The sequence below is a fragment of the Nocardia sp. IFM 10818 genome (assembly GCF_054655275.1).
The window spans coordinates 2,673,436-2,698,130 of record NZ_BAAHJH010000001.1 but is presented as its reverse complement, the minus strand read 5'-3'; the positions used below and the strand labels follow the sequence as shown (position 1 = coordinate 2,698,130).

The following is a 24,695-nucleotide window of genomic DNA, read 5'->3' as shown; positions in this document are numbered from 1 at the left end:
GTGTGTACTTGGAATCACCCCAGGTGGTCGGAAACCTCGAATGCTGGCTCCGGAGAATCCAACTCGGATCGCTCGCCGTGTGCCCACACCGAAAGCGACGGAACCGGCAATCGAGTACTACCGGCCATCGGGGGGACCAAACCATTTGGCATGAAGGGGCGTGAACCCGATGTTGCTGAGCAGACCCGCCGACCCGGCGCTCACCGATTGCACTGCACCGGAACGGGATTCATGGACAGAGGACCACGCCGTTCTGGTTTGGGAGATCCACAAGGACCACCCGGTGACCGTATGCGCGGCGAAGGCGGCAGCCCGAGCCATCCTGATTCGCTGCGGTCGATTGAAGCGCAACCGGGTGCTCATGCCCGTCGAATCCGGAAGGCACCGCGCCAACGGCAAACACCATCGAAGGTGAAGAATGCCCACTTATGAAGCGCCGCGAAGTATTGAGTTGGTGAATTGCAAGCTGGACCCTGAGTCGGTGCAGCCATTCGAAGTATCGAAAGTCGCTGATCTACACCGAGATTGTGACCCGGCCGACTGCCCGCTATTCGAGTGGGCGAAGTCGCTGCTGAACTCCCGCTAGAAGGCCTTCCCGCACGGTGCCCACCCACTCGACGGCGGCTATACGGGGAACTGGGCGGTCCGTCCCGCCGTTCGCTGCACCATCGCCGCCGCTGCGCTGCCATTCTCGTATTCGACTGTGGCGCAAGGGAAATCGATCTTCTACGGTGAAGGCGAGTGCGTGGGAGCCAGTCATGAAGCGCCTGCTATTTCTGATTGCGGCGGTCACCATCGCCGCCTCCACCTACGACTACTCCAGATCGGCGGGCCACTATGGTCTGATCGTCGTCGGTGGGGTGTTTGCGGCAATCACCCTGATCAGTAAGGCCATCGACTAGAGCGATGGCCTTACCGAGTGGCGAACTCTACGTTCGGGTCATTGCCGGCTCAGGGGCGGGTGCGGCCGGGGCGGAGCCGGTGGGCGCCGGGGTGGGGAGGCGGGCAGGCCACCAGACGCGATCGCCGGCGAGCATGGTGAGGGCCGGGACCAGGATGGAGCGGACCAGGAGGGTGTCGAGGAGGACGCCGAAGGCTACGGCGAAACCTATTTGGGCCAGGGAGACCAGGGGGAGGGTGGTCAGGACGGCGAAGGTGGCGGCCAGGACGACGCCGGCGGAGGTGATCACGCCGCCGGTGACGGAGAGGCTGCGGAGCATGCCGGGGCGGGTGCCGATGCGGCGGGCCTCTTCGCGGGCGCGGCTGACCAGGAAGATGTTGTAGTCGACGCCCAGGGCTACCAGGAACAGGAAGGCGAAGAGGATCAGGCCCGAGTCCAAGCCGGTGAAGCCGAAGAGGTGTTCGAAGGCGAGAACGCTTGCGCCCAACGCCGATCCGAAGGACAGGACGACGGTCAGCAGGAGGCCGAGGGGGGCGGCGAGGGAGCGCAGGAGCAGGGCCAGAACAGCGGTCACCACCAGCAGGACGAGGGGGATGACCACCCGGCGGTCGCGGGTGGAGGCGTCGGCGATATCGAGGTTGGAGGCGCTGGGACCGCCTATGACGGTGCCCGGGGCCAGGTCGCCGAGACCGGCGCGGAGGCGGTCGATGGTGGCGTATTCGGCGCTCGAGTCGGCGGGATCGCGTGGGATGGCGGTGATCTCGGAGAACTCGGGGCCGGTGCGGCCCGCTTCGGCCGAGCCGATGCCCGGATCGGATTCCACCGCTCGGAGCACGGCGTCGCGGACGGTATTGGGGGTCAGGACCAGCAGCGGGGTGCCGGCGCGTTCAGGGAAGTGGGCGGCGATGGCGGTTTGGCCGTGGACCGATTCCGGGGTGTCGACGAATTGGTCGGCGCGGGACAGGGATCCGGTGTTGCCGAGCAGGCCCAGGCCGAGGAGGGCGAGGACCGCTACCGAGGCGGCGGCCGAAATCACCGGGCGGCGGGCGATGTACGCGCCGATGCGATCCCACAGGGTGGCGCGGGCGACGGCGTCGGATTGCGGGCGGGGCACACGCGGCCAGAAGATCCAGCGGCCGCACATCACCAGCAGGGCGGGGAACAGGGTCACCATGACCAGCAGGGTGCAGAGGATCCCGGCCGCACCGACCGGGCCCATGCCAGCGGCATTGTTCATGTCGGCGGCGAGCAGGCACAGCAGGCCGAGGCTGACCGTGGCGGCGGAGGCGGCGATGGCGGGGACGGAGCGGCGCAGGGCGGCCAGCATGGCGATGACGACATCCGAATGATGGCGCAGCTCTTCGCGATAGCGGGCGACGATGAGCAGGGCGTAGTCGGTGCCGACGCCGAAGACCAGGATGGTGAGCACCGCGGCGCTCTGGTCGTTGACGGTGACGTCCAAGGTCTTGGCCAGGCCGTACACCGCGGCCATGGACAGCAGGTTCGCGCCCGCCACCGCGAGCAGCGGCACCAGCCACAGCAGCGGGCTGCGGTAGGTGAGCAGCAGGATGACGGTCACCACGAGGACCGTCACCAGCAGCAGCCGCTCGTCGATGCCCTCGAACGCGCCCTCGAAATCGGCCGAGAGCGCACCGGGCCCGGCGACCTGCACGGTCAGCCCGGCGGGATGCTCGGCCACGGCCGAGCGGAATTCCTCGATGTAGGAGGAAGGTTCACCATGGGATTCGCCGACCATCACCGGATACATCAGGGCCTTCCCATCGGCGGAGGGAATGGGCTGATCCGGCCCGCTCGCACTGCCGTACGTCGCCCGCAGCGCGGCGTACTGGGCGGCGGCGGTGGCACGATCCGCCTCGGTGACGCCCGAATCACGCTCGTACACCACGAGGAAGACGTTCTCGGTCCCGCCGGGCAGCGTCTGCTCGAGCTGCGCGGCCGTGGTCGACTGCGCCGAGGCGGGCAGGTAATCGGTTTCCTTGTCGGACTTCACATCATCGAGCCCACCGGCAAACGGCACCATCGCGGCCAGCACCGCGATCCACAGGCCGATGAGCAGTAGCGCTCTGGCTTTCATTCCCATGACAGACTCCTCGCATCGGGCATGACAGCAGCGTCGCGGGAAGCCGAAGAGAAAACGTCCGCCCGGGGTCGGCTGTTGCGAATACTCCGCACGGAGTACGCGCCCGGCCCGCCACTGCCGCACAATGGCGGGAATGAACCGCGTGTGGTGGACCGACGGCCTGCTCATGGGCCTCGTCCTGCTCGCGGAACTGGTGGCGGGCTTCCTGATACCGGCGACCGAACAGATCAACGGCTTCGGCATCGCGCTGCTGGTGCTGGCGACCCTGCCCTTGATCGCGCGGCGCAGGTACCCGATGCCGGTGCTGATCACACATGCGGCGCTGGCGATTCCGTATCACGCGAACGAATTCCCGCACGAGGCGATCATTCCCTCGACCATCATCGCCCTGTACACGGTGGCGCGGTACGGCACCCGGCGCCGCACCGCGGGCGTCATCCTCGCCGTCATCGCGCTCGCGGCCGGCGGAATCCTCCTCTCCCGCACCGAGAACGAGAACACCGCACTGCAGACCTTCGGCGCGGTCGGCTGGATCGTGCTCGCCTGCGTGGCCGGTGAAGCGGTCCGATTGCATCGCGCCTACATCACCGAGGTGCTGGATCGCGCCGAACGCGCCGAACGCACCCGCGACGAGGAGGCCCGCCGCCAGGTCGCCGAGGAACGCCTGCGCATCGCCCGCGACCTGCACGACCTCCTCGCTCACACCATCACCGTCATCCAGGTGCAGGCCGGCGTGGCCGCGCACCTGCTCACCGAGCGACATGCCGACCGCGGCATCGTGATCCATGCGCTGGAAACCATCTCCGACGCCTGCGCCGACGCGCGCGCCGAACTCGCCGCGACCGTCGGCGTGCTGCGTGCACCGGACAGGGGCGCACGCGAGGACAGCACGTCACGAGAGCCCCTGCCCGATCTCGCCCGGGTGCGTACGCTCGCCGATCACGCCGAAGCTGCCGGAGTCACCGTGAAATTCGTGACCGCCGGGCACCAGCGCCCCCTGGCTCCGACCGTGGAGCTCGTCGGCTACCGCATCATTCAAGAGGCCCTGACCAATGTCGCCAAACACGCCCGGGCAACCATGGCGACGGTGCGTCTCGACTACCGCATCGACCGCCTGCTCATCGGCGTCACCGACAACGGCCGCGGCCAGCAGCGAGACGACTCCGGAACCCCCAGGGCCACTACTGGTTTCGGTATCCGCGGCATGATCGAGCGCGCCGAGGCCATAGGCGGCACCGTCTCCGCGACCGATACCGGCAGCGGTTTCGAGATCGCCGCCGTACTCCCGTTCATCGGCCCGTCGAACCCCGCACCGGCACCGATCCCGCCCAGCGAACCCGAGGCCGCGAGGAGCCCGGCCAGCGAACCCGGGGCTGCGCCGATCCCGCCCAGCGAACCCGGGTCGGCGTTGTACAACTCGGCCGAGCGCCGGGCCGACCGCACCGAGCGAACCGCACCGCGACCGGCAATCGATGCGCCGATGGAGGCCCAGCCGTGATCCGAGTCCTCTTGGCGGACGACCAAGCCCTGGTACGCGGCGCCTTCGCCCTCCTCATCGCCTCGGCGGCCGATATGCGGGTCGTAGGCGAGGCCGCCACCGGCCGCGAGGCCGTGGCCCTCGCCCGCACCGAACGCGCCGACGTCGTGATCATGGACATCCGCATGCCCGACCTGGACGGCATCGCCGCCACCGCCGAGATCGCCGCGGACGAGAACCTTGCGGGTGTGCGGGTTCTCGTTCTCACCACCTACGACACCGACGACAATGTCCTCGCAGCCCTCCGCGCCGGGGCCAGCGGGTTCCTCATCAAGGACACCAAACCCGCCGCCCTCCTCGACGCCATCCGCACCGTCGCCGCCGGCGAAGCCCTCCTGTCCCCCAGCGCCACCGCCGCCGTCATCACCCGCGTCCGCACCCTCCCCGATCCCGCACCCCGCCCGTCCATCTCGACCCTGACCGATCGCGAACTGGACGTCCTCATCCTCATAGCCCGCGGCCTCACCAACGCCGAAATCGCCGAAACCCTGGTCCTGAGCCCGCTGACCGTCAAAACTCACGTCAGCCGCATCCTCGCCAAACTCCTTGCCCGCGACCGCGTCCAACTGGTCATCGCCGCCTACGAAGCGGGCTTGGTGACCCCGGCCCCCTGACGCCGAGTCAGCCGCCGATGACCGATGCGATGTGCGCCGGGCACTCCAGCTCCGGGCTCACGCGAGTCGGCGCGGCACCTCCGCGCCGACTCGCGCCCACCGCCCGGACAGCGCCCGCCCGCACACCGCGATCAGCCGCAGCACCATGAAAGCGACCAGCCCGGACCAGATTCCGGCGATGCCCCAGTCATAGGCGAGCGATAGCCAGATGGCGGGCAGGAAGCCCAGCAGCGCCGAGCCCAGCGTGGCATTGCGCAGGAAGGCCGCGTCACCCGCGCCGAGCAGCACGCCGTCGAGGGCGAACACCACACCGGCGACCGGGATGAGGCCCACGAAGAACCACCACACCACGTGGGTGCGTTCCAGCACCGACGGATCCTCGGTGAACAGCCGCGGAATCAGGGCGTATCCGGCCGCGAACGCCGCCGCCAGCACCACCGCGAAGGCCGTGGACCACCCGGTGATCCGCCGCGCGAGACCCTGTGCGCCCCGGGCGTTCCCGGCCCCCAGCGCCGCGCCCACCAGGGTCTGCGCCGCGATCGCCAGCGAATCCAGGGTGAGCGCCAGGAAGTTCCACAACTGCAGGACCAGCTGATGCGCCGCCACCGACGCCGCCCCGAACCGGGACGCCACCGCCGCCGCGGACACGAAGCACGCCTGGAAGGCGAGACTGCGCGCGATCAGATCCCGGCCGAGCACCAACTGCGCCCGCATCACCTCGAAGCGCGGCCGCAACGGCACCTTCGCGGCGAACAACGCCCGCACGAACAATCCCCCGGCCACCAACTGCCCCACCACATTCGCCACGGCCGACCCCGCCAGCTCCCACCGCGGCGCACCCAGCAGCCCGTGCACCAGCACCGGGCACAGCACCGCCGAAACCACCAGCCCCGCAACCACATACACCAACGGCCGCCGCGTCTGCTGCACCCCGCGCATCCACCCGTTCCCCGCCATGGACAACAGAATCAACGGCACCCCGAACAACGCGATCCGCAACCACGGCAACGCCTCATCGGCAATACCACCCCCACCCGCGATGGCCCGCGTCACCGGCCCCGCGAACGCTTGCAGCAGAAGGAGAATCACCACCCCCACCCCGGCCGCGATCCAACTGGCCTGCACCCCTTCCTCGACCGCCCCGGCCTCGTCCCCGGCCCCGTGCCGCCGCGAAGACCGCGCCGTCGTGCCATAACTCAGAAACGTCAACTGCGAACTGACCTGCGCCAGAATCAATCCGCCGACCGCGAGCCCGGCCAGCGCCAGCGCTCCCAAGCGGCCGACCACCGCCATATCGAACAGCAGATAGATCGGCTCCGCGACCAGCACCCCCAGCGTCGGCACCGCGATCCCGAGAATCCGCCGCGGCCCGGCCTGCACCGCCTCGTCCCCGCGCTTGCGCGTCGCGACATCCGCCACGGCCGAACTCGGCTCCCCCACCCCGTCCACCCCGCAGTCCTCACCATTGCGCATCCGATCACCCTCCCACACGCCTACGACACGGACGGCCGCGCACGCTGACCGCACGGCCCGGTCATCATCTCGGGGCGGGCTCGTTCGCCGATCCGCTTCGGCTTCGGGAGACCCACCCGAGGGGGCGCGGCAGCCACGCGTGAGTCAGGCCGGTTTCCAATCGGCGCAGGCCACGACCTCGTGTCCCCGGCTGGGGAAGACAGCGTCCAGGAAGAAGTCGTGCATCGCCGCGTCCCCATCGGCGCAGCCGTCCCGCAGCACGGTCACCCCATACCCGCGATCCGCCGCGTCGTAGCAGGTGGCGGCCACCATCGCGCTGGTCGCCACCCCCGCGATCGCGAGCGTGGTGACGCCGCCCGCCCGCAGCACCAGGTCGAGATCGGTCCCCGCGAACGCACTCGCGCGGCGTTTCACCACCACGATGTCCTCGTCCGCGACCGGCAGCGCGATCTCGGTTCCGGCCGCCCCCTCATGGAAACCGTCCCCGGACTCGAAGAACGACTTGAACAGCGCGTTGCCCGGCGGCAGATCGGCCCCATTGGCCCGCATGGCGAAGCGCACGAACACAACGAGAACACCGGCCGCGCGAGCACGCGGCAGCAGTTCGGTCAGCGGCGGCACGACACTCTTGGCGAACGGATAGCCGTCCGTGATCCCCTTCTGAATGTCGCCGATGATCAGCGCGGTGGTCACGACAGGCTCCCCTCCAGACTCATCCTCCGAAACCCGAGGCCAGCGGGTCCGCCATTCCCGCTGCCATCATAGCGAGTGCGCTCCGATCAGCTTGGCAGCGTGGAGTTTTCACGCGTCAGCCAAGCGATCCAGGAGACTCGCACCCGCAACGGTCTCAAAGGTGAGGCCAATCCGGTTGGCATCCGTCAGACCCAGCCGGCGGCCTCCAGGCCGTCGAATACGGCCTCGGCGGTGTAGTACAGGCCCTGCATGGACAGTTCGGCCGGACCGCAGGTGAGCTCGTTCTTCATGGCGATGCCCTGGGACAGGGCAGTGCCGCGCACGCTTTGGAACAGGACGTAGCTGGTGTTGCCGTCGCCGAGGACGACGTCACCGGCCTTGCCGACGAAGTAGAGGTTGAAGAAGTCGGCGAGCTGGGCGCCGTATTCGGCCTTCAGTTCGTCGGTGATGTTGTGGGTGGTGCCGATGAGGGCGTCGCCGATGGTGAAGAAGTCGCGGGTGTTCTCGAGGCGGGTGCCGGTCTCGGCGATGGCCTTCGGGAAGTCGATGAGCAGGTGGGCGTCGAGGCCCGCGCCGGCCACGCGGCCCGCCGAGCGGGCGGGATCGGCGGCCATGGCGTAGTAGCGCTGCCAGCCCGGGGTGACCGGGCCGCCGGTGAGGTGGCCGTGCAGGTTGGCCAGGTATTCGTGGAAGAAGGCGTAACTGACCTTGCGTGCCCAGACCGGGTCGTCGAAGCGGCCCTGATCGAGCAGCGGATTGGCGTCGCGCAGGATGTTGCGATAGAAGACCGCGAAGATGCCGCGGCGGTCCTTGTGGCCGGTGAAGATCTCGGCGATGCGGTTCATGCGCTGTTCGCCGTCGTGCAGGTCGGTCAGCGTGCCCGGATCGGAGAGCCGGACGAGTTCGGCCAGCTCCGCGTCGCGCACCGGCTCGATGGCCGGCGAGTGGGAGCCGGTCGCGGGCGGATCGACGGCGACGGCGGTGCCGGCCGCCGAACCGAGTACGGCGGCCGTGGCGACCAGGATTACCGCGAGACGAGACGTTTTGCGCACAGCACTACTCCAAGCAGATCTATCAAGTGGATTGCTAGAAGTGTGCCGACTGCTCGACAGTTCGGCCAAATGCGTAGAAATTACCCTTGATCAGCGCTTGTAGCTGATGGCTATCGAATAGCTAAGCCGCGCCGGGCAATCCGGATTCGTTACATCCGAGAGCGGGTGCGCGCCCGTGCCGGATATCACATCCGCCGCGGCTCAACGCCCGCCGAGTTCCGCCAGCAGGGCCGTGACCAGGTCTTCCGGCGTCCCGGTGGTGGAATAGCCTGCGGCATAACGATGCCCGCCGCCGCCGAGCGCCGTCGCCACGCGGGCGACGTCCACCCCGGGCGAGCCGTCGGCGGAATCGTGCGAGCGCAGCGAGACCGTCCACTGCTCGGGCCGGGAACGGGACTCCTTGAAGACGGCCGCCACCTCGGCTTCGGAGGTGGTACGGACCAGGTCGATAATGCTCTCCACCTCTTCGGAGCGCACCCCGTCCAGATCCTCCCGGCGCACGAAGGCGTACACCAGCCCCGCGCCCGCGGCCGCGTCGCGATCCAGCTGCGCCGAGGCCAGCACCCGCGACAGCATGGTCAGCCAGCCGAAGGGATGGGTGTCCATGAGCGTGCGGGTAATGCCCGCGCCGTCGATGCCGGTGGCCAGCAGCCGCTCGGCGAGCGCGTGCGAGCCGGGACGCGCCCATTTGAAGGATCCGGTATCGGTGACCAGCCCGGCATAGAGGCAATGCGCCACCTCGCGATCGATGGGCTCACCCCAGGCGTCGAGAATGCGGGCAATGAGACCCGCCGTCGATTCGGCCGATTCGTCGACCACGTTCACGTCGCCGAAGCGAGTGTTGGAGCGGTGGTGATCCAGCACCAGGCTGACCCGGGCGCCGGACAGCCGGTCCTGCAGCGCACCCAACCGGCCCGCGCTCCCGCAGTCCACCGCCACCAGCACGTCGACCTCCCGCGGCACCTCGGCCGGGGGCACCAGCAAGTCGATGCCCGGCAGCGACCGCATGGAGGCCGGTAGCTCCGCCGGCTCGGCGAAGGACACCCGCACGGGCACCCCGCGCCGATGCAGCACCTGCGCCAGCGCGAGCCCGCTGCCGATGGTGTCGGCATCGGGCTGGACGTGGCAGAGCACCGTGACCGACCGGGCGGTGTCGAGCACCGACACCGCCGCGGCCAGATCGACCTGTTCCGTCACCGGCGCGTCTCCTCCCCGGTTCGCGACCGCAGGTCAGTCTTCGTCGTCGTCTTCGTCGTCGGCCTTGTACGGATCGGCGTCACCGGCATAGGTGGCGCCGACCGCGACCTGGGCGACGCGCGCATCGGCGGCGCGGGCGCGAGCCAGCAACTCCTCCATCTGCTTGGCCGCGTCCGGGACGGTGTCGAGGGCGAAGGACAGGATCGGGGTGAACTTGACGCCGGTGCCCGCACCGACCTTGGAACGGAGAATGCCCTTGGCCTTCTCCAGCCCGGCGGCCGCTTCCGCGTAGTCCGGTTCGGCGTCGAGGGTCTCCCCCATCACCGTGTAGTAAATGGTGGCTTCCCGCAGATCACCGGTCACCTTGGTATCGGTGACGGTGACGAAACGCAGCCGCGGATCCTTGATCTCGTATTCGATGGCCGTAGCCACGATCGTGGAGATCCGCTTGGCGAGTCGGCGTGCCCTGGCCTGATCCACCATGGCCATGCCCTCCTCACGTAATCGATTCAGTCTTCGGGTCCGAAGACGCGGCGGCGTACCGCCAGCAACTGTAACTCCGGGCGGTCCGCCACGTGCCGTTCACACTTGTCCAGCACCTGGGTGAGATGGCTCATGCCTACGCTGACCATCGCCACACCGAGCAACGTACGCCGGTAAAGGTCGTGTTCCCCGCCTTCGACGGCGCAGACACCCATTCTCTGGAGGTCCGCGAGGATCGGGCGGATGACGGAGCGCTTCTGCTTGAGCGAATGCACATCGCCGAGCAGGATGTCGAATTCCAGCGCTCCGAAGAACAACTTGTCTCCCATGTGATGCGCACGCACTTATTCTCGTAAGACCAACGCGCCCAATAGGCGTGCGCGGGAACGCGTCGGATCGGTAAGCGGCCCACGGAGAACCGTAGACCGCCACAGCCCCCGCCGGGCCCGGATCGCTCCGGACCCAGCGGGTTCAGCTATGGCGAACCTAGTCGCGCGGCTTCTCCCGCAGCTCGTAGGCCTCGACGATGTCACCTTCACGAATGTCGTTGTAGGTGAGCGTCATACCGCACTCGTAGCCCTCGCGGACCTCGGTGGCGTCGTCCTTCTCGCGGCGCAGCGAGGCAATGGTCACGGTCTCGGCGACCACGACATTGTCGCGCAGCAGGCGCGCCTTGGCATTGCGCTTGACCGAGCCCGAGAGCACCATGCAGCCGGCGATATTGCCGAACTTGGAGGAGCGGAAGATCTGGCGGATCTCCGCCCGACCCAGCTCGACCTCTTCGTAGATCGGCTTGAGCAGGCCCTTGAGGGCCTTCTCGATCTCGTCGATGGCCTGGTAGATGACCGAGTAGTAGCGAATGTCCACGCCTTCGCGGTTCGCCAGCTCGGTCGCCTTGCCCTCGGCCCGGACATTGAACCCGATGATGATCGCGTTCGACGCCGACGCCAGGTTGACATTGGTCTCGGTGACGCCACCGACACCGCGGTCGATGACGCGCAGTCGCACCTCGTCGCCCACATCGATACCGAGCAGCGCCTCTTCGAGGGCCTCGACGGTACCGGAGTTGTCGCCCTTGAGGATCAGGTTCAGCTCCGAGGTCTCCTTCAGAGCGGCATCCAGATCTTCCAGGGAGATCCGCTTGCGGCTGCGCGCGGCCAGGGCGTTGCGCTTGCGAGCGTTGCGGCGGTCGGCGATCTGCCGGGCGATGCGGTCTTCCTCGACCACGAGCAGGTTGTCACCCGCGCCCGGCACCGAGGTGAAGCCGATGACCTGGACGGGCCGCGACGGCAGCGCCGCCTCGACGTCGGCGCCGTGCTCGTCGACCATGCGGCGCACGCGACCGTAGGCGTCGCCCGCCACGATCGAGTCGCCGACGCGCAGCGTGCCGCGCTGGATGAGCACCGTGGCGACCGGGCCGCGACCGCGGTCGAGGTGGGCTTCGATGGCCACACCCTGCGCGTCCATGTCCGGGTTCGCCCGCAGATCGAGGGCCGCGTCCGCGGTCAGGACGACCGCTTCCAGCAGCGCCTCGATATTGGTGCCCTGCTTGGCCGAGATGTCGACGAACATGGTCTCGCCGCCGTATTCCTCGGCGACCAGACCGTATTCGGTCAGCTGCTGGCGAATCTTCTGCGGATTCGCGCCTTCCTTGTCGATCTTGTTGACCGCCACCACGATCGGCACGTCCGCGGCCTGCGCGTGGTTGATGGCCTCCACCGTCTGCGGCATGACGCCGTCGTCGGCCGCGACCACGAGGATCGCGATATCGGTGGCCTTCGCACCGCGGGCACGCATGGCGGTGAACGCCTCGTGACCCGGGGTATCGATGAAGGTGATCAGTCGATCCTCACCGTTGACATCGGACAGCACCTGGTAGGCGCCGATGTGCTGGGTGATGCCGCCGGCCTCGCCCTCACGGACATTGGCCTTACGGATGGTGTCCAGCAGTCGGGTCTTACCGTGGTCGACGTGACCCATGACGGTCACCACCGGCGGGCGGGACTGCAGATCCTCTTCGTCGCCGTCGTCCTCGCCGTAGGTGAGGTCGAAGTTGGCGAGCAGCTCGCGGTCCTCGTCCTCCGGGGAGACCACGTGCACGACGTAGTTCATCTCCGAACCCAGCAGCTCGAGGGTCTCCTCGTTCACCGACTGGGTCGCGGTGACCATCTCACCGAGGTTGAACAGCGCCTGCACCAGCGAGGCCGGGTTGGCGCCGATCTTCTCGGCGAAATCGGACAGCGACGCGCCACGGGCGAGACGGATGATCTCGCCGTTGCCGCGCGGCAGCCGCACGCCGCCGACGGCGGGCGCCTGCATCGACTCGTACTCGGCGCGCTTCGCCCGCTTCGACTTGCGGCCCTTGCGGGGCGCGCCACCCGGACGTCCGAAGGCACCCGCGGCACCGCCGCGACCGCCACCCGAACCCGGGCGACCGCCGCCACCGCCACCGGGACGACCGCGGAAACCACCCGCGGCACCGCCACCGGCACCGGCCGGAGCGCCACCGGCGCCCGGAGCGCCGCCACCGCCACCGCGGTACGGACCGCCGCCACCGGCGGGACGGCCGGCGCCCGGACCACCCGGACGCGCCGGACGACCCGCGCCGCCACCGGCGCCGGGACCCGGACGCGCCGCGCGCTGCGGCATCGCACCCGGATTGGGACGGGGAGGCATGGAGCCGGGGCTCGGGCGCGGGCCACCCGGACGGGGGCCGCCACCCTGGGCGCCACCCGGACGCGGGCCGCCCTGGCCCGGAGCCGGACGGGGACCGCCCTGGCCGGGACCCGGGCGCGGGCCGCCCTGACCCGGACGCGGGCCACCCTGGCCCTGGCCCGGACGCGGACCGCCCTGACCCTGGCCCTGGCCCGGACGCGGACCCGGCTGCGCCGGACGCGGCGCGGGCCGCTCGGGCGCGGAAGAGAACGGGTTGTTGCCGACGCGCGGGGTCTTCGGACCCGGCTTCGGACCGGCCGGACGCGGGCCCGGGGCCGGAGCGCCGGACTGCTGCGCCGGACGCGGGGCCTGACCCTGCTGGCCCGGCTGCGCCGGACGCGGGGCGCCCGGGGTCGGACGCTGGGTCGGCTGCGCCGGAGTGGCCGGAGCGGCGGAAGCCGCTGCGGGAGCCGCGGTTTCACGCGCCGCCGGCTTCGGAGCCGGACCGGGCCGGACCGCCGGAGCGGGCTTGGCCGCCGCGGCCGGGGACGGGGCCGCCGGGGCGGCCTGTTCGGCGGCCGCGGGCTTCGGCGCGGGGGCCGGAGCCGGAGCGGCCGGAGCCGGTGCGGACGGACGGGGTGCGCCGGGGCGCGGACCGGCATTGGCCGGGGACGGCTTGGCAGCCGGGCGCGGCGCATCGCCGGGCTTGGCTGCGGACTTCGCGGTGCCGTTCGCCGGGGCGTTCTTCGCCGCGAACGACTCCCGCAAGCGGCGTGCGACGGGGGCCTCCACCGTCGACGACGCCGACTTCACGAACTCGCCCTGCTCCTTGAGCCGCGCGAGTAGTTCTTTGCTCGTGACACCGAGTTCTTTCGCCAACTCGTGCACGCGGGCCTTGCCTGCCACTGCTCTCCTCACTGAGAGGTCGAGCGTGGCAACCCTTTTGGGAAGGGGCGCCCGCACGACCTCAGATTATTTCCGATGGCCGATCATCGCTGGGACTTCACGGTGTGCTCATGAGTGCTCGTGCCTGTTCTCTACGTAATGCTCCAGGGCTGAGATATCCAGATATCCGGACACTCGTAGTGCTCTGCCGAATGCTCGGCGCCGGGTCGCGAAACTCAGACAAGACGAAGAGGGGTGCAACCAGGCACCCCTTCCGGGCAGTCTGCGCCGCGGATCGGGAACGATCGCAATCGTCTGGGAGTCCCCAGCGTCTTGCGCCACGATTCGCAACAACTCGGCGGCCAACTCTCGTTTCCGACATCCGATGCAGGTCCGTACGGGTTCTGATCTCGATCGTTCCCGTGCGGCACGCGAAGGGGCCGGAGACTCGCGCTGAGCCTGCGTCCACTGTACCGCTGTCATGTCCCGATCTCCGCATCCGTACCCTTTGGAAGTTACCAAGCTGTCATCCGAGGGGTCTGTTCCACCTTGCGATCTTGGTCGATCCGAGCGCGATCGACGCTACCGGGACAGCGCGCGCAGCGCTCCCGGGTTTCTAGCCCCGGCCCGCCTCCGTACGCACCCCACCTGCGACGTCGGGGGCCGCATCACTGCGAATATCGATCCGCCAGCCGGTGAGCCGGGCCGCCAGGCGGGCATTCTGGCCCTCCTTGCCGATGGCGAGGGAGAGCTGGAAGTCCGGGACCACGACCCGCGCGGCACGCGCTTCGGGGTCCACGATCGTGACGGAGACAACTTTCGACGGCGACAACGCATTCCCGACGAAGGCGGCCGGATCCTCGGCGTAGTCGATGATGTCGATCTTCTCGCCGGCCAGTTCGCTCATCACATTGCGCACGCGCTGGCCCATCGGGCCGATGCACGCGCCCTTGGCGTTGACGCCGGGGACGGTGGAGCGGACCGCGATCTTGGAGCGGTGGCCGGCCTCGCGGGCGACCGCCACGATCTCGACCGAGCCGTCGGCGATCTCGGGGACCTCCAGGGCGAACAGGCGGCGCACCAGATTGGGGTGGGTGCGCGAGAGGGTGATCTGCGGGCCGCGCGGGCCGCGGGAGACGCCGACGACGTAGCACTTGATGCGGTCGCCGTGCTCGTAGGTCTCACCCGGCACCTGCTCGGCGGGCGGGATGACGCCCTCGGCGCCGTGCGCCTCGCTGCCGATGCGCACCACCACGGTGCCGCGGGCGTTCATGCGGGCGTCGCGCTGCACCACGCCGCCGACGATGTCGCCCTCGTGGGTGGAGAACTCGCCGAAGGACTTCTCGTTCTCGGCGTCGCGCAGCCGCTGCAGCACGACCTGGCGGGCGGTGGTGGCGGCGATGCGGCCGAACCCCTCGGGGGTGTCGTCCCATTCGGAGATGACATTGCCGTCGGCGTCGAGCTCGCGGGCCATGACGCGCACGACACCGGTCTTCTGGTTGATGTCGATGCGGGCGTTGGGCTGATGCCCCTCGGTGTGCCGGTAGGCGGTGAGCAAGGCCGACTCGATCGCGGAGATCACCGTCTCCATCGAGATTCCCTTGTCGGCGACTATCGCACGCAGGGCTTCGATTTCGATGTTCATTCCACGATCCCTTCGGTCAATGAATCGGACGCTGCTGCTTCGTCTTCAGTGGATTCCTCCTGGGCGCCGGGCTGGGGACGGCCCGGCGCTACTCCCCCTGCCAGTTCCAGTTCGGCCGCGCCGGGGGGAGCGAACTCCACCTGGACGACGGCGAACTCGATATCGGCCAGCGGCACCGTCACCCGGTGTGGTTTCCGCTTGCCGCCGAGGACCAGCGCCACCTCGGTGTCGGTGGCGGCGCCGACGCGGGCCTCGAACCGCGACTTGCCCTTCTCCTCCGGAGATTCGACGCCGGGGCGCAGCGTGACCTTGACCTTGCGGCCCTGGGCGCGGCGCCAGTGGCGTAGCTCGGTGAGCGGGCGATCGATGCCGGGGGTGGTGACCTCCAGCAGATACGGGGTCTCACCGAAGTCGCCGGCCTCGTCGAGAGCTTCCGATAGTTCCGAACTCAACTGGGCGACGGCGTCCAGATCGGCGGATCCGTCGCTGTCGACCGTCACCTTCACCTTGGTGTGCGCCGTCCCGGCAGCCGAAATATCGACGCCTTCGAGGTCGAATCCTCGGCGTTCGACGAGTCCAGCAACTAGCTGGCTCACCCTTTCCTCGGTCGGCATCGGCATGTGGGGCGGCTCCTGGTTCAGTTGTGACGGGTTGAGTTGTCGGGCAGAGACGGCGAAATACCCTGCCGAAGGTCTAGCGTAACGCGCGGGAAGAGTGTAGTGGACCAGCGGGAGCTCACGACCTCCGCATAGTCGGCGCAAACACATCCGGCGGCGCGTCTGCCGCGACGCGCCGGAACGCGGAAGGCGGTTCGCCGAGACCACCGCCGCGCTCGGATCAGACGCATAGTATCGGCGGTGTTCTACAGGGCGGGTTTCAACCCTGCTGGTGCTGATTGCGGAAGACCAGGTCGCTCGCCGAGCGGTCGGGCAGTATGAGCCAGAAATTCCCCACCTTCGGGCTGGAGGAAGGATTCAAAGCCTGTCCGACGGCCCGGTTCGGCGGGGCGGCCTTGCGGACTGGCACCATGTACCGGTGCCCCGCGCTCATAGCCGCCTCGCAACCAAGTTGACAATCCAGCCAGCGTCTCTCGCGCCCGCCCTCGACCGTCGTGCCGTGTTACGCATGGCCGGAGGCGGCGTGCTCACCGTCGCCGCCGTGAGTGTGCTGAGCGCGTGCACGGACGAGAAGGCCCCGGCCGCCCCGGATCCGCTGCTGGCCCAGGAGGAATCGGCGCTGGTCGACGCCGCCGCCGCGACCGCGGCCATTGCCACCGCGCCCGAGAAGGCCCGCGCGCTGGAGACCATCGCGGCGCAGCGCACCGAGCACGCGACCGCGCTGCGCACCGAGATCGATCGGGCCATCGGCACGTACGGGGACGGGACCAAGCCCTCCTACCGGACGCCCCCGGTGACGCCCACCGCGCCGGTGCCGCCGCCGTCGGTGGCCACCCTGCGCGACCAGCTGACCGCCGCCGGGCGGTCGGCGGCCGAGCTGTCCGCGCAGCTGTCCGATTACCGTGCCGGGCTGCTCGCCTCGATCAGCGCCGCCTGCGCGACGCACGCGGGGGTGCTGCTCGCATGACCACACCTGATCAGCGGGCGCTCACGGCCGCCCTGAGCGCCGAGTACGCGGCCGTCTACGCCTACGGCGTCATCGCGGCCTATGCGAATACCGATCGGGCCAAGCTCGTTTCGGAGTACACCGCCGCGCACCGGGTGCGCCGCGACGCGACCGCCGATGCGCTGAAGTCGCTCGACGCGGCCGTGCCCGCGCCGGATGCGGCCTACACCTCACCCTTCGTGGTGGACGATCCGATTCCGGCGGCCAAGCTGGCGGTCGCGGTCGAAACCGATTGCGCCACCGCCTGGCGCGCGGCGGTGGAGACCGCGGGCACGCCGGATGTGCGGCGCACCGCGGTCGAGGCGCTCACCGAATCGGCTGTGCGACTGGCCACATGGCAGTCGATCCTGGGCACCAACCCGCCGACCATCGCATTCCCAGGTCAGCCCTGAAGCAGCGGGCCGAATTTCCCTCGGTCGGTCCGAATTCGATATCCGCCCGGCCCGCGCCGATTTCCCCGTCGATCGGAAATCGGTGCGGTATGCCGGTAGGGTTGTCGCGCGTCGGCAGGCGCATTTCCCTGCCGTGCAATCAAATTCCGGTGTGAGGTCGAGGGAGACAGCGTGGCGGTCGATACTGCCCGGGAAGAAAAAGCTCTGCTGGAGCTGACGAATCGCCTGGTCGAAGCCTATGGCGAAGAACATGGCGCGGACCAGGTCACGGCCGTGGTGGGGGCGGTGCGGCAGCGGTTCGACGGCCATGCCATTCGAGAATTCGTTCCCATTCTGGTGGAGCGCATTGCACGGCGCGAACTGACGCCTGCAGAGGCGGAACAAGATACCCCGCAGTCGAATTCGGATAATGCTTCGGCAATTTCCGTGGGGGACAAAGCGAATTCGACTGCCGGTAACCTGCTGGACACCTTGACGGGCGATAAGCGGATTCTCGGCGGGCTGGCGGCGGCCGTGGCGCTGCTGCTCGTCGTCGCGGTGGCGCTGGCGGTGCGGCAACCGGATTCGGCGCCGCCCGCCGCGGCTCCGGCGGCGCTCACCACGGTCCGCGGCGTGGTGGGCTCGGAGAAGATCGGGTTCTTCTCCGACCCGAAGGTGATCGACGCGCTCGCGAAACACGGCGTGCGGGCCGAGGTGGATCCGGCCGGTTCGCGGCAGATCGCCACCTCGGTGGATCTGGGCGGCTACGACTTCGCCTTCCCGTCCAGCACGACCGCCGCCGAGCGAATCCAGCGGCAGCGCAACGTGAGCGGGAAATACACCCCGTTCTCCTCCCCCATGGCCATCGCCACCTTCGAGCCGATCGCCGAGCTGCTCACCGCGGCGGGCGTGGTGCGGCCGGGACCGACGCCCATCCTCGATATGGCGAAGTACCTGGAGCTGGTGGAGAAGGGCGCCCAGTGGGACGAGCTGGCGGGCAATACCTCCTATCCGGTCCGCAAGCATGTGCTCATCTCCACCACCGATCCGCGCACCTCGAACTCGGCGGCCATGTACCTGGCGGTGGCGGCCTACGTGGCGAACGAGAACTCGATCGTGCGCGGCACCGCGGCCGAAGATCATGCGCTGTCGCGGGTTTCACGCCTGTTCACCCGCCAGGGCTACACCGAGAACAGCACGGACGGGCCGTTCCGGGAATACCTGGCGGCGGGCATGGGCCCGGCTCCGCTGGTGTGGATCTACGAGGCTCAGTACGTGGACGCCGCCGTCCAGGGCCGCCTGAAGCCCGACATGGTGCTCATGTATCCCTCCCCCACCGTGCTGTCCCAGCACACGGTGGTCCCGTTGAACGACAACGGTGATCGCCTCGGCACACTGCTGTCCACCGACCCGGAGTTGCAGCGCCTCGCGGCCGAGCACGGCTTCCGCCCCAACGACCCGGCCTTGTTCACCCAGGTCGCGAACCGCACACAGGTCCCGGTGACCCCGAACCTGATCGACGTCGTCGACCTGCCCAGCTACGAAACCCTGGAGCGCCTCCTCGACGGGGTCGCCAAGGCCTACAACTGAGCCGGAATCAGCTGCCGGAGCGACCGGTCCGACCGGGGGGTCGACAACGTCAGCCCACACAGCCGACAGCACTCGGTAGCATGACCGACATGTCGATCCCGCACGTCGGCCAACCCGATCTTCCCGAGTACATGACCTGGGAAGAGCTGGAGCGCCTGCCTGCGGAGGTCGCCGAACAGATCGAGCTGTGGAACGGCCGAGTGGTGTGGCTACGCCGCGGACCCGGCGAGCATCAGACCTTCATGCGCCGAATCACCAATGCCTTCGAACGCTGCACACGCAAGGACATGGCGACAAATACCGAGCACTGCTGGGTCTCCAACTTGGAGACGAACGTCTTCTTCGGCACCAGCGGGAAGTCGGATTTCGCCACCCCCGATTTCCTCGTGTACCGCTGCTTGCCGCCGTACCACGACGTGCGCGCTGCCGACGTGGTCCTGGTAGGCGAGGTGTTGTCGCCTTCCAATACCCGCTCGGATGTCGAAGCCAAGAAGGCCCGCTACGCGGGAGCCGGGATTCCTTGGTACTGGGAGGTTGCGCTCACACCCGAGGAGAGTGCCATCGCAACTGTCCGCTGTTACGCCCTGGAGACGAGGCAGGACCTCCTGCCTCAAGGCGTGCATCCCCTGTATCCGGCCAACTACCTCCTGGTCGGCGAATGGACGCATACCCGCGACATCGAGATCGACCATCCATTCCCGATCAGCATTCCGTGGTCCGACCTCGAGTTCTGAGCGGCCCGAACCCGTCGACTGCCACGAAGATTCCCGACTGGACCTGCCTGGATCTGGTCAGCCGGCACGGGCCGCTCACTCCCAGCGCTCTGGCCCGGCTGGCCGGTCTGCACCCCGCCACCTCGAGCGGCATCCTCGACCGCCGCGCTGTCACCGTCCGCGCGGTGCGGGACCGCAACCCGGAGCTCTACCGCATGCTCTCGGGCATGAACGGGCGCATGGACGCGCTGTGCGACCGCTACTCGCCTGCCGAGCTCGAGGTCATCACCGACTTTCTGCGGGGCTGCTCCGAGGCAGGCAGGGAATCGGCCGCCGAGTTGGCAGACTGAGGGCGAATACCGCTGGGGCGCAGGGTGATCGCGAGGACGGCGGCGACGAGGGTGAAGGCCATGGCCCAGAGCGCGCCGACGTGCAGAGCGTGGATGAAGGCTTCGTCGGCCGCGTGCGCGAGATCGGGGCGGCCGAGGGCGGCGGCGGTGGGGCGGGCCAGTTCGGCCGATTCGCGCATCCGGTCGGCCACCGCGGGCGGGAGGTCCCGGACCGAGCCCGCCATGGCGCGGCTGTAGACGATCGACATGATGGTGCCGCCGATGGCGATGCCGAGGACGCTGCCGGTCTGGCGGACCGTATTGGTGACGGCCGAGCCCGCGCCCGCGCGCTCCAGGGGCAGGGTGCTCATCAGAGCCGCTGTCACCGTGCCGATCACGATGCCGAGGGCGAGGCCCTGGATCGATACGACGATCTCGTTCCAGATGATCGGGGTGTCCAGGCCGAAGAGGGCGAAGCTGCCCATGGCCAGGGCCGCGATGGCGAGCGCGGGGACGGCGACCGGGCGCAGCGTGAACCGGCGCACCAGCCGGATGCCCAGCGGGCCGCCGACGATCACGCCGAGGGCGGCGGGAGCATTGGCCAGACCTGCTTCCAGCGGCGAGAAGCCACGTGCGCCTTGGAGATAGAAGGCGCCGTAGAAACCGACTGCGGTCATGGCGAGGAACAGCAGCCCGAGAGCGGCATTGCCGCCGCCGAAGGTGCGCTCGGCGAGCAGCCGGGGATCGAAACTGGGCTGGGCGCTGCGCAATTCGACGAGCACGAAGGCGGTCAGCAGGATCACTCCGGCGACGATGGGCGCCCACACGTCGAGCGGGGTCCAGGAGGCCACCTGCCCCGCCTTGATCAGGCCGTAGGCCAGCGCGCCGAGCCCGCTGATGGACAGCACCAGACCGGCCGGATCCAGCGGGCGGCGGGTGGGGCTGCGGAAGTTCGGGACCAGGGCGGCGATTCCGGCCAGCGCGACGGCGACCACCGGGATATTGACGAGAAACACAGAGCCCCACCAGAAGTGGTCGAGCAGCAGGCCGGCGAGCAAGGGGCCCGCCGCCAATCCGATGCCCGCGGAGGTGGAGAACAGGCCGATGGCGGCGGCCCGGGCCGGACCGGTGAAGGTCCAGGTGACGATGGCCATGGTCGGGGGCATGATGAGCGCGCTGCCCACGCCCATGGCGGCGCGCGCCGCGATCAACTGGCCGACATCACCGGCGTAGGCGGCCCAGACCGAGGACGCGGCGAAGAGCGCCAATCCTGTTGCGAGAACGGTCCGATGGCCGAACCGGTCGCCCAGCGCGCCCGCGGTGAACATCAGCGCGGCGAAGACCAGGGTGTACGAGCCGGTGGCCCACTGCAATTCGGCCGGATTGGCGCCGAGCCCGTGCACCGGGTCGGCGAGGGTTTCGAGGGCGGTGCCGAGAATGGTGTTGTCCAGCCAGATCAGCACGGAGGACAGCAGGAGGACGGCGAGGATCATTCGCTGCCGCGCAATGGGCAGCGTCGGAGGCGTGGTCATGAACACCTTCGGTACGATTGGTAAGAACCTGACGATTCAAAGAATGCTCAATTGTCAGGTACCTGTCAATCCGGGAGGAAGGCTGCCCTTGAGCGGGGACTGGGACGAGAACGGATCACTCACCTTCATGGTCCGCAGCGTCTGGCTGAACATGCGCGCCGCAATCGGCGAGGAACTCAAGGACTTCGGGCTGTCCACCTCGCAGTACGCGACCCTCATGATGGTCGGCGCCCGGGCCGGAATGTCGGTCGCCGAGATCGCCCGGGAAGTGGCCAGCACCCGCCAGGCCGCCAATGAAATGGTCGCCGGATTGGAAGCCGACGACCTGGTCGAACGCCGCCCCAACCCGGCCGACAAGCGCAGCCACCAGATCTACATCACCGACCGCGGCCGGGAACGCTTCGCCGCAGCCCGCATCGCCGTCTCACGCCGGGAGTCCGAACTGGAGTCCAACCTTCCACCCGCACAGCGCGCCGCCATCCGGTCGTGGATGGCAGGCATCGCCACGGCCTGCCACTGAGTCGTTCACTGTCCACCGTTCGATGCGTCGGGGTGGTCGCCACTCATCTCATCCCGCCAGCCGGTGAAGTCTCGCACTTCCTCGAGCGCTCCCACCCCGCACACCTCGCACCACGGGAACCCGGGTTCGTTCATACCCCAGTGTATGAAAAACGCCCCACCTCCAAGCAATTCGGAAGTGGGGCGCGTCTCGTATGCGGCGGGCCGGCGCCGGTCAGCCGCGGATCTTGGCGATGACGGACTGGGCGGCGGTGTCGGCGGGGAGTTCGTCGGCGGTGCCGGCGAAGCGGTCGCGGAGTTCGACCTTGCCTTCGGCCCAGCCGCGGCCGATGACGAGGACGTAGGGCATACCGAGCAGTTCGGCGTCCTTGAACTTGACGCCCGGGGAGGCGGTGCGGTCGTCGAAGAGGACGTCGAGGCCGGCCGAGTTCAGTTCGGCGACAACCTGTTCGGCGCCGGCGCGGGCGGCGTCGTCCTTGTTGGCGATGACCACGTGCACGTCGTACGGGGCGACTTCGGCGGGCCAGCGCAGGCCCTTGTCGTCGTGCATCTGCTCGGCCAGCACGGCGACCATGCGGGAGACGCCGACGCCGTAGGAGCCCATGGTGAGGCGGACCGGCTTGCCGTTCTCGCCGAGCACGTCGACCTCGAAGGCGTCGGTGTACTTCTGGCCGAGCTGGAAGATGTGGCCGATCTCGATGCCGCGCGCGGCTTCCAGCAGGCCGCGGCCGTCGGGCGAGGGATCGCCGTCGCGGACCTCGGCGGCCTCGATGGTGCCGTCGGGAGTGAAGTCACGGCCGGCGACCAGGCCGACGTAGTGCTTGCCGGGTTCGTCGGCGCCGGTGATCCAGGCGGTGCCGGTGACCACGCGGGGGTCGACCAGGTAGCGGATGCCGTTGGCCTGCAGCGCCTTCGGGCCGATGTAGCCCTTGACCAGGAAGGGGTTGGCCTTGAAGTCGGCCTCGTCGAGCATCTCGACCTCGGCGGGCTCGACGGAGGCGCCGAGGCGCTTGTCGTCGACCTCGCGGTCGCCGGGGACGCCGATGCCGATGATCTCCATCTTGCCGTCGGGGTGGTGCAGCTTGACCATCACGTTCTTCAACGTGTCGGCGGCGGTGACGGGACGGCCGAACTGCTCGGCGATGCCCGCGGCGTTGGCCCAGTCGACCAGGGTGGCGATGGTCGGGGTGTCGGGGGTGTCGTGGACGACCGCCTCGGCCTGGCCCTCCAGGGGAATCTCCGGGGGCGCGGCGGTGACGACGGCCTCGACATTGGCGGCGTAGCCGGATTCGCGGCAGATGACGTAGGTGTCCTCGCCGACCGGGCTGTCGGCCAGGAACTCCTCGGACGCCGAGCCGCCCATGGCGCCGGAGGTGGCGGCCACGATGACGTACTTGACGCCGAGTCGGTCGAAGATGCGCTGGTAGGCCTCGCGGTGGGCGTTGTAGCTCTTCTTCAGGCCGTCGTCGTCGAGGTCGAAGGAGTAGGAGTCCTTCATGATGAATTCGCGGCCGCGCAGGATGCCGGCGCGGGGGCGGCCTTCATCGCGGTACTTGGTCTGGATCTGGTACAGCGTGACCGGCAGGTCCTTGTAGGAGCTGTACTCGCCCTTCACGGTGAGCGCGAACAGTTCCTCGTGGGTGGGGCCGAGCAGATAGTCCTGGCCCTTGCGGTCCTTGAGGCGGAACAGCGCGTCGCCGTATTCGGTCCAGCGGTTGGTGGCCTCATACGGGTCGCGCGGCAGCAGCGCCGGCAGCGAGATCTCCTGGGCGCCGATGGCGTCCATTTCCTCCCGGACCACATTCTCGACCTTGCGCAGCACGCGCAGGCCGAGCGGCAGCCACGAGTAGACGCCCGGGGCGATGCGGCGCACGTATCCGGCGCGGACGAGCAGCTTGTGGCTGGGCACCTCGGCGTCGGCGGGATCGTCGCGCAGGGTACGCAGGAAGAGGTGGGAGAGACGGGTGATCACGGGGACACAGCGTAGCCGCTGACCACTCGAGACTCACAAGGCATTACCGTGTTCGCTCGTGCTGGTGCTGCTGCCTCCCTCCGAAACCAAGTCCGATGGCGGATCGGGCGCTCCCCTGGACCTCGGCGCCTTGTCGATGCCGCAGCTCACCGCGGTGCGCGACAAGCTGGTCACGCAGCTGACCGATCTGGCCGCCGATCCGGATGCCTCGCGCACCGCACTCGGCCTGGGCAAGGGGGCTGACGCGGAGATCGCACGCAATGCCGCGCTGCGCACCTCCCCCACCCGGCCCGCGCTGGATCGGTACACGGGCGTGCTCTACGACGCGTTGGATGCCGCGGACTTCACCAAAGCCCAGCGCGCCAAGGCGAATGCCCGCCTCGCCATCGGCTCGGCATTGTTCGGCGTGATTCGCGCGGGCGATCCCATCCCGGCCTACCGGCTGTCCGGCGGTTCCAAACTGCCGGGCCTGCCCACGCTGCAGGCGGTGTGGAAGCAGGTGCTGCCCGAGGCCCTGCGCGCGGAGACCGACGGCGCGCTGACCGTCGATCTGCGTTCGGGCACCTATCAGAATCTGGGCCGCATTCCGGGCGCGATCACCGCGACCGTGCTCACCGAGCGCCCCGATGGCACGCGAACCGTGGTGAGCCACTTCAACAAACACCACAAGGGTCTGCTGGCCCGCGCGCTGGTGCTGTCCCGGTCGGAGCCGTCCGATATCAACGGTCTGGCCCGGGTGGCGGAGAAGTCCGGCCTGCGTATCGAAATCGCTTCCCCCACCGAACTTCTCGTTCTGACCTAGACCTCTCG

At 69.0% G+C, this 24,695-nt stretch carries 23 protein-coding genes and 1 pseudogene; 10 read left to right on the top strand and 14 right to left on the bottom strand.

Translation table 11 applies throughout. The features are described from left to right. Positions 1–758: 758 nt before the first annotated feature. Positions 759–902, top strand: coding sequence for a hypothetical protein (locus tag ACYQ5L_RS12360; RefSeq protein WP_459957490.1), 144 nt, complete (start codon positions 759–761; stop codon positions 900–902). Positions 903–929: 27 nt separating this feature from the next. Here ACYQ5L_RS12360 and ACYQ5L_RS12355 read toward each other — a convergent pair whose 3' ends face one another. Then, complete coding sequence (locus ACYQ5L_RS12355) at positions 930–3,002, bottom strand: MMPL family transporter (protein ID WP_459957489.1); 2,073 nt, start codon at positions 3,000–3,002, stop codon at positions 930–932. 133 nt (positions 3,003–3,135) lie between these two features. Here ACYQ5L_RS12355 and ACYQ5L_RS12350 point away from each other — a divergent pair, with 133 nt between their 5' ends. Together ACYQ5L_RS12350 and ACYQ5L_RS12345 are read left to right on the top strand one after the other, a co-directional pair. Next, the gene (locus ACYQ5L_RS12350) at positions 3,136–4,500 is read left to right on the top strand and encodes a sensor histidine kinase (protein WP_459957488.1); all 1,365 of its coding nucleotides are present in this window, start codon (positions 3,136–3,138) and stop codon (positions 4,498–4,500) included. Continuing rightward, on the top strand, positions 4,497–5,153 hold the full coding sequence (locus ACYQ5L_RS12345) for a response regulator (RefSeq protein ID WP_459957487.1): 657 nt from the start codon (positions 4,497–4,499) through the stop codon (positions 5,151–5,153). The genes ACYQ5L_RS12350 and ACYQ5L_RS12345 overlap by 4 nt, the downstream gene beginning before the upstream one ends. 57 nt (positions 5,154–5,210) lie before the next feature. Here ACYQ5L_RS12345 and ACYQ5L_RS12340 read toward each other — a convergent pair whose 3' ends face one another. The 11 genes and pseudogenes from ACYQ5L_RS12340 to rimP form a co-directional block, all read right to left on the bottom strand. Then, positions 5,211–6,572, bottom strand: a complete 1,362-nt coding sequence (locus tag ACYQ5L_RS12340; protein WP_459963411.1) for an MATE family efflux transporter — start codon at positions 6,570–6,572, stop codon at positions 5,211–5,213. A gap of 198 nt (positions 6,573–6,770) precedes the next feature. After that, the gene (locus tag ACYQ5L_RS12335; RefSeq protein WP_459957486.1) at positions 6,771–7,319 is read right to left on the bottom strand and encodes a cysteine hydrolase family protein; all 549 of its coding nucleotides are present in this window, start codon (positions 7,317–7,319) and stop codon (positions 6,771–6,773) included. A gap of 185 nt (positions 7,320–7,504) precedes the next feature. Continuing rightward, the gene (locus ACYQ5L_RS12330; protein WP_459957485.1) at positions 7,505–8,371 is read right to left on the bottom strand and encodes a DUF5995 family protein; all 867 of its coding nucleotides are present in this window, start codon (positions 8,369–8,371) and stop codon (positions 7,505–7,507) included. A 201-nt stretch (positions 8,372–8,572) separates the two neighbouring features. Then, the gene (locus tag ACYQ5L_RS12325) at positions 8,573–9,568 is read right to left on the bottom strand and encodes a DHH family phosphoesterase (protein WP_459957484.1); all 996 of its coding nucleotides are present in this window, start codon (positions 9,566–9,568) and stop codon (positions 8,573–8,575) included. A 33-nt stretch (positions 9,569–9,601) separates the two neighbouring features. After that, positions 9,602–10,051, bottom strand: a complete 450-nt coding sequence (gene rbfA, locus ACYQ5L_RS12320; protein ID WP_067548794.1) for a 30S ribosome-binding factor RbfA — start codon at positions 10,049–10,051, stop codon at positions 9,602–9,604. 26 nt (positions 10,052–10,077) lie between these two features. Continuing rightward, on the bottom strand, positions 10,078–10,368 hold the full coding sequence (locus tag ACYQ5L_RS12315) for a DUF503 domain-containing protein (protein ID WP_459963410.1): 291 nt from the start codon (positions 10,366–10,368) through the stop codon (positions 10,078–10,080). 169 nt (positions 10,369–10,537) lie between these two features. Then, positions 10,538–13,474 carry a translation initiation factor IF-2 gene (gene infB, locus ACYQ5L_RS12310; protein ID WP_459963409.1) on the bottom strand — a complete coding sequence of 979 codons (2,937 nt, stop codon included), beginning with the start codon at positions 13,472–13,474 and terminating at the stop codon, positions 10,538–10,540. 42 nt (positions 13,475–13,516) lie between these two features. Beyond that, positions 13,517–13,594 (bottom strand): annotated as a pseudogene (locus ACYQ5L_RS12305) (translation initiation factor IF-2 N-terminal domain-containing protein); the annotation flags it as partial. A 126-nt stretch (positions 13,595–13,720) separates the two neighbouring features. Further along, positions 13,721–14,074, bottom strand: a complete 354-nt coding sequence (locus tag ACYQ5L_RS12300) for a YlxR family protein (RefSeq protein ID WP_379202940.1) — start codon at positions 14,072–14,074, stop codon at positions 13,721–13,723. A 133-nt stretch (positions 14,075–14,207) separates the two neighbouring features. After that, positions 14,208–15,236: a transcription termination factor NusA gene (gene nusA, locus ACYQ5L_RS12295; protein ID WP_379202942.1), complete on the bottom strand. Its 1,029-nt coding sequence runs from the start codon at positions 15,234–15,236 to the stop codon at positions 14,208–14,210. Then, the gene (rimP, locus tag ACYQ5L_RS12290; protein WP_379202944.1) at positions 15,233–15,856 is read right to left on the bottom strand and encodes a ribosome maturation factor RimP; all 624 of its coding nucleotides are present in this window, start codon (positions 15,854–15,856) and stop codon (positions 15,233–15,235) included. Before rimP ends, nusA begins: the two co-directional genes overlap by 4 nt. Positions 15,857–16,361: 505 nt before the next feature. Between rimP and ACYQ5L_RS12285 the strand changes: the two genes are divergently transcribed. The 5 genes from ACYQ5L_RS12285 (at position 16,362) to ACYQ5L_RS12265 (ending at position 19,883) form a co-directional block, all read left to right on the top strand. Then, the gene (locus ACYQ5L_RS12285; RefSeq protein ID WP_459957483.1) at positions 16,362–16,820 is read left to right on the top strand and encodes a hypothetical protein; all 459 of its coding nucleotides are present in this window, start codon (positions 16,362–16,364) and stop codon (positions 16,818–16,820) included. Continuing rightward, positions 16,817–17,251, top strand: coding sequence for a ferritin-like domain-containing protein (locus tag ACYQ5L_RS12280; RefSeq protein ID WP_459957482.1), 435 nt, complete (start codon positions 16,817–16,819; stop codon positions 17,249–17,251). Before ACYQ5L_RS12285 ends, ACYQ5L_RS12280 begins: the two co-directional genes overlap by 4 nt. A 171-nt stretch (positions 17,252–17,422) precedes the next feature. Further along, complete coding sequence (locus ACYQ5L_RS12275; protein WP_459957481.1) at positions 17,423–18,820, top strand: three-helix bundle dimerization domain-containing protein; 1,398 nt, start codon at positions 17,423–17,425, stop codon at positions 18,818–18,820. Between the two features lie 89 nt (positions 18,821–18,909). Beyond that, entirely contained in the window at positions 18,910–19,554 is a 645-nt protein-coding gene (locus ACYQ5L_RS12270; protein ID WP_459957480.1) for a Uma2 family endonuclease, read from the top strand. Continuing rightward, positions 19,533–19,883, top strand: coding sequence for a hypothetical protein (locus ACYQ5L_RS12265; RefSeq protein WP_459957479.1), 351 nt, complete (start codon positions 19,533–19,535; stop codon positions 19,881–19,883). Before ACYQ5L_RS12270 ends, ACYQ5L_RS12265 begins: the two co-directional genes overlap by 22 nt. Here the strand turns inward: ACYQ5L_RS12265 and ACYQ5L_RS12260 are convergent. Continuing rightward, on the bottom strand, positions 19,793–21,394 hold the full coding sequence (locus tag ACYQ5L_RS12260) for an MFS transporter (protein ID WP_459957478.1): 1,602 nt from the start codon (positions 21,392–21,394) through the stop codon (positions 19,793–19,795). The two genes, ACYQ5L_RS12265 and ACYQ5L_RS12260, sit on opposite strands and share 91 nt — an antisense overlap. An 88-nt stretch (positions 21,395–21,482) precedes the next feature. Between ACYQ5L_RS12260 and ACYQ5L_RS12255 the strand changes: the two genes are divergently transcribed. Then, a complete protein-coding gene (locus ACYQ5L_RS12255; RefSeq protein WP_459957477.1) occupies positions 21,483–21,914 on the top strand; it encodes a MarR family winged helix-turn-helix transcriptional regulator in 432 nt (143 codons plus the stop codon). A gap of 213 nt (positions 21,915–22,127) precedes the next feature. On the opposite strand, the gene ACYQ5L_RS12250 is transcribed toward ACYQ5L_RS12255, so the two are convergent. Beyond that, complete coding sequence (locus ACYQ5L_RS12250) at positions 22,128–23,885, bottom strand: proline--tRNA ligase (protein ID WP_459957476.1); 1,758 nt, start codon at positions 23,883–23,885, stop codon at positions 22,128–22,130. Between the two features lie 58 nt (positions 23,886–23,943). Between ACYQ5L_RS12250 and yaaA the strand changes: the two genes are divergently transcribed. Further along, entirely contained in the window at positions 23,944–24,687 is a 744-nt protein-coding gene (yaaA, locus tag ACYQ5L_RS12245) for a peroxide stress protein YaaA (RefSeq protein WP_379202960.1), read from the top strand. Positions 24,688–24,695 lie beyond the last annotated feature (8 nt).

Excerpts from the sequence above, each read along its gene's own strand:
- ACYQ5L_RS12300 (WP_379202940.1), bottom strand. The coding sequence starts at position 14,074 with ATGACAGCGGTACAGTGGACGCAGGCTCAGCGCGAGTCTCCGGCCCCT.
- ACYQ5L_RS12350 (WP_459957488.1), top strand. The coding sequence starts at position 3,136 with ATGAACCGCGTGTGGTGGACCGACGGCCTGCTCATGGGCCTCGTCCTG.
- ACYQ5L_RS12260 (WP_459957478.1), bottom strand. The coding sequence starts at position 21,394 with ATGACCACGCCTCCGACGCTGCCCATTGCGCGGCAGCGAATGATCCTC.
- ACYQ5L_RS12285 (WP_459957483.1), top strand. The coding sequence starts at position 16,362 with ATGGCCGGAGGCGGCGTGCTCACCGTCGCCGCCGTGAGTGTGCTGAGC.
- ACYQ5L_RS12280 (WP_459957482.1), top strand. The coding sequence starts at position 16,817 with ATGACCACACCTGATCAGCGGGCGCTCACGGCCGCCCTGAGCGCCGAG.
- ACYQ5L_RS12270 (WP_459957480.1), top strand. The coding sequence starts at position 18,910 with ATGTCGATCCCGCACGTCGGCCAACCCGATCTTCCCGAGTACATGACC.
- ACYQ5L_RS12355 (WP_459957489.1), bottom strand. The coding sequence starts at position 3,002 with ATGGGAATGAAAGCCAGAGCGCTACTGCTCATCGGCCTGTGGATCGCG.
- rimP (WP_379202944.1), bottom strand. The coding sequence starts at position 15,856 with ATGCCGATGCCGACCGAGGAAAGGGTGAGCCAGCTAGTTGCTGGACTC.
- nusA (WP_379202942.1), bottom strand. The coding sequence starts at position 15,236 with ATGAACATCGAAATCGAAGCCCTGCGTGCGATAGTCGCCGACAAGGGA.
- rbfA (WP_067548794.1), bottom strand. The coding sequence starts at position 10,051 with ATGGTGGATCAGGCCAGGGCACGCCGACTCGCCAAGCGGATCTCCACG.
- ACYQ5L_RS12360 (WP_459957490.1), top strand. The coding sequence starts at position 759 with ATGAAGCGCCTGCTATTTCTGATTGCGGCGGTCACCATCGCCGCCTCC.